This is a genomic window from Actinophytocola sp. (assembly GCF_045807065.1).
GTDB lineage: Bacteria > Actinomycetota > Actinomycetes > Mycobacteriales > Pseudonocardiaceae > Actinophytocola.
Window position 1 is genome coordinate 1 of the sequence record NZ_JBJMIE010000536.1, and the last position, 4,427, is coordinate 4,427.

2 protein-coding genes are annotated in these 4,427 nt (G+C 69.2%); both read left to right on the plus strand.

Features of this window, described 5'->3' with window-relative positions; all coding sequences use genetic code 11:
* The first annotated feature begins 612 nt into the window (after nucleotides 1–612).
* The gene (locus ACJ73U_RS31430; protein ID WP_407781358.1) at nucleotides 613–2,346 is read left to right on the plus strand and encodes a glycoside hydrolase family 6 protein; all 1,734 of its coding nucleotides are present in this window, start codon (nucleotides 613–615) and stop codon (nucleotides 2,344–2,346) included.
* 106 nt (nucleotides 2,347–2,452) lie between these two features.
* A partial coding sequence (locus ACJ73U_RS31435) for a glycoside hydrolase family 48 protein (RefSeq protein WP_407781359.1) occupies nucleotides 2,453–4,427 on the plus strand: 1,975 nt, incomplete at its 3' end.

Below are 4,427 nucleotides of genomic sequence, written 5' to 3' on the forward strand. Positions count from 1 at the left end.
CCGTCCCCTCCTCCGCTCCCGGCCCCCGGAACGCTCCGCAAGCTCCGCTCCTCCGGCGCCCTCCGCGGACTCGGCGCCAGCGTGAACACCAACGGTTCGCTCCGCAAGCTCCGCTCACCCCGCCCCCTCCCCCGCTCCCGGCCCCCGGAACGCTCCGCAAGCTCCGCTCCTCCGGCGCCCTCCACGGACTCGGCGCCAGCGTGAACACCAACGGTTCGCTCCGCTCGCCCCTCCCGACCTCGCCTCAGCGTACCGTCGTGCGAAGCCGGGACGACCCGTCGCGGGCACACCTCATCGGCCCGCCGCCGCGGCAGGCGGGAGGTGGGAGCGCTCCCAGAATTCGGACCTTTGCCGTCCCTGTCAACCCCGCCGCGTGAACTCTCCCGCATAGCGGCAGGTGGCCCGACAAGGACCGAAAGTTGCAATCAACCGGCCAGGGAAAGGATCGGACGACCGGCGTTCGCACGGGGAACTTAACTGTTCATCCTCCGTGAGAGGCTGTACACATCGCGTTAACAGGCGTTAGACTCCGATTCTGGGAGCGCTCCCAGAGCGCCCGCTCAACGATGAGCGAGAGGAACCGCGATGAGGCTCAGATCCAAGTTGACATTCATGCACCGCGGACGCCGTGCAACGGCCGCCGCCGTGTCGTTCGTCGTCATGGCGACGACGTTCGTCATGGCGTTGGGTGCCTCCCCGGCAAGCGCGGCACCCGCCTGTCGGATCGACTACTCCGCGAACAACTGGGGTAACAACGGCTTCACGGCCAACATCACCGTCAACAACCTCGGCGACCCGATCACCAACTGGACGCTGACGTTCAGCTTCCCGGGCAGCCAGCACGTCGACTCCGGTTGGAACGCGACGTGGACCCAGGCGAGCGGCAGCACGAACGTGACCGCGACGAGTGCGTCCTACAACGGCGCGCTCGGCACCGGGGCGTCCACGCAGATCGGTTTCAACGGCAGCTTCACCGGCACCAACACCGCGCCGACGAGCTTCTCGCTCAACGGCACGGCGTGTACCGGCCAGCCGCCGAGCGACCCGGGCAACCCGACCGACCCGGGCACCCCGCCCGCGGGCAACAGGGTCGACAACCCGTACGTCGGCGCGACCCAGTACGTGAACGCGGACTGGTCCGCCCTCGCCGCCGCCGAGCCGGGTGGCAGCCGCGTCGCCAACCAGCCGACGGGCGTGTGGATGGACCGCATCGCGGCCATCAACGGCACGACCGGTGCCCGCGGCCTCGCTGCGCACCTCGACTCCGCGGTTCAGCAGGACGCCGCGAACGGGTCGAACGCGTTGGTGTTCCAGGTGGTCATCTACGACCTGCCCGGTCGTGACTGCGCCGCACTGGCGTCCAACGGCGAGCTGGGTCCGACCGACCTGGACAAGTACGAGCACCAGTACATCGACCCGATCGCCGCGATCCTGGCCAGGCCGGCCTACGCCAACCTGCGGATCGTGACGGTCATCGAGATCGACTCGCTGCCGAACCTGATCACCAACGTCGCGCCGCGGGAGACCGCGACGCCGCAGTGCGACACGATGAAGCAGAACGGCAACTACGTCAACGGCGTCGGCTACGCGTTGAACAAGCTGGGCGACGTGGCGAACGTGTACAACTACATCGACGCCGGTCACCACGGCTGGATCGGCTGGGACGACAACCTCCAGCCGACGATCGACATCGCGTGCCAGGCCGCGCGGGCGCAGGGCGCCACGCCGGCGGACGTGTGGGGCTTCATCACCAACACCGCCAACTACAGCGCGCTCAAGGAGCCGTTCTTCACCGCGAACACCGTGGTGGGCGGCAAGGTGCTGCGCGAGGTGGGCGGCGGCTGGGTCGACTGGAACCGCTACGTCGACGAGCTGGGCTTCGCGCAGGACTTCCGCACGAAGGCCGCGAGCTGCTTCGGCTCCAGCATCGGCATGCTGATCGACACCTCGCGCAACGGTTGGGGCGGCTCGGCCCGGCCCACCGCCGCGAGCACGTCGACCGACCCGGTCACCTTCATGAACCAGTCCAAGGTCGACCGCCGGATCCACCTCGGCAACTGGTGCAACCAGTCCGGTGCCGGACTCGGCGAGCGGCCGAAGGCCGCACCCGCCGCCGGGATCGACGCCTACGTCTGGATCAAGCCGCCGGGTGAGTCCGACGGTTCCAGCTCGGCCATCCCGAACGACGAGGGCAAGGGCTTCGACCGGATGTGCGACCCCACGTACACGGGCAACCCGCGCAACCAGAACCACATGTCCGGGGCGCTGCCGAACGCGCCGCTGTCCGGCCACTGGTTCTCCGCCCAGTTCCAGCAGCTGATGGCCAACGCCTTCCCGCCGCTGTGAACGACCTGAAGTAGTCGACCGCCCGCCTTCGCACGGCCACCCCCGGCCGTGCGGAGGCGGGCGGCGCTCCCCCCACACATTCCGATCAGTCATCGGAGCTTGACCCATGAGATTAAGACGACGCCTGGGAGCGCTCCCAGCCTGTCTCGCACTCATCGTCCCCCTCGCCATCCCCGCGAGCGCCGACGTGACCCCGCTGGCGGTCCAGTGCTCGGTCGACTACTCGGCCAGCAACTGGGGCAGTGGCGGCTTCACCGGCAACCTCACCCTCCACAACCTCGGCGACCCGATCACCAACTGGACCCTCACGTTCGCCTTCCCCGGCACGCAGCGGGTCGACTCCGGGTGGAACGCGACCTGGACCCAGCCCGCCGGCAGCGCCAACGTGACCGCGGCGAGCCTGTCCTACAACGGCGCACTCGCCACGAACGGGTCCACCCAGATCGGCTTCAACGGCAGCTACACGGGCACCAACAACAACCCGACGAGCTTCGCGATCAACGGCGTGGCGTGCGCCGGCGCGAACTCCGCACCCACGGTGAGCCTGACGCAGCCCGCCACCGGCACGACCTTCACGGCGGGCGCCAACATCCCGCTCGCCGCGACCGCCGCCGACTCCGACGGCTCGGTCTCCAAGGTCGAGTTCTACGCGGGCAACACGCTCATCAGCACCGACACCTCCAGCCCGTACTCGGCCACCTGGTCGAACGTGCCGGCGGGCGACTACGTGCTCGTCGCGCGGGCGTACGACAACGCGGGCACCTTCACGAACTCCGCGCCCGTGGACGTGACGGTGAGCGCCAACACCGGGCCGACGATCGTCGCGGACCCGACCGCGGTGAACGTCCCCGAGGGCAGCAGCACCACCGTGAACCTCCGGCTCTCCCAGCAACCGAGCGGGAACGTCACGGTCACGACCGCGCGCTCGAGCGGCGACGCCGACCTGACGGTGGGCACCGGCGCGACGCGCACGTTCACCACGGCGAACTGGAACACGCCGCAGACGGTGACGCTGAACGCGGCGGAGGACACCGACAGCGCCAACGGCACGGCGGTGTTCACCGCGAGCGCGACCGGCCAGACCTCGGCGACGGTCAACGCGACCGAGGCCGACAACGACCTGTCGAGCTACGCGCAGCGGTTCCTCGCGCTGTACAACAAGATCAAGGACCCGGCGAACGGCTACTTCTCCAGCCACAACCCGCCGATCCCCTACCACTCGGTGGAGACGCTGATCGTCGAGGCGCCGGACTACGGGCACGTCACGACGTCCGAGGCGTTCAGCTACTGGCTCTGGCTCGAGGCGCAGTACGGGCAGGCCACCCAGGACTGGAGCAGGTTCAACACGGCCTGGACGTCCATGGAGACCAACATCATCCCGACCCACGCCGACCAGCCGAGCAACGCCGCGTACAACCCGAACGACACGGCGACCTACGCTCCGGAGCAGGACACCCCGAACCAGTACCCGGTGCCGCTGGACGCCAACGTGTCCACCGGCAACGACCCGCTGGCGAGCGAGCTGACCAGCACCTACGGCACCAGTGACGTCTACGGCATGCACTGGCTGCTCGACGTCGACAACAAGTACGGCTACGGCCGGCGCGGCGACAAGACCGGCAGCCCGTCCTACATCAACACCTTCCAGCGCGGACCGCAGGAGTCGGTGTGGGAGACGGTGCCGCAGCCGTCGTGGGAGCCGTTCAACCCCGGCCAGGGCGGCCCGAACGGGTACCTGCCGCTGTTCATCCAGGACTCCAGCTACGCCAAGCAGTGGCGCTACACCGACGCGCCGGACGCGGACGCCCGCGCGGTGCAGGCGGCGTACTGGGCCGACACCTGGGCGACCCAGCAGGGCAAGAAGGCGGACGTCGCGGCGACCGTGGCCAAGGCCGCGAAGCTCGGCGACTACCTGCGGTACGCGTTCTACGACAAGTACTTCAAGCAGGTCGGCAACTGTGTGGGCCCGACCACCTGCCCGGCGGGCAGCGGGAAGAACAGCTCGACCGGCCTGCTCACGTGGTACTACGCGTGGGGCGGTGCCGCGGACGCCGGCTGGGCGTGGCGCATCGGTTCCGGCC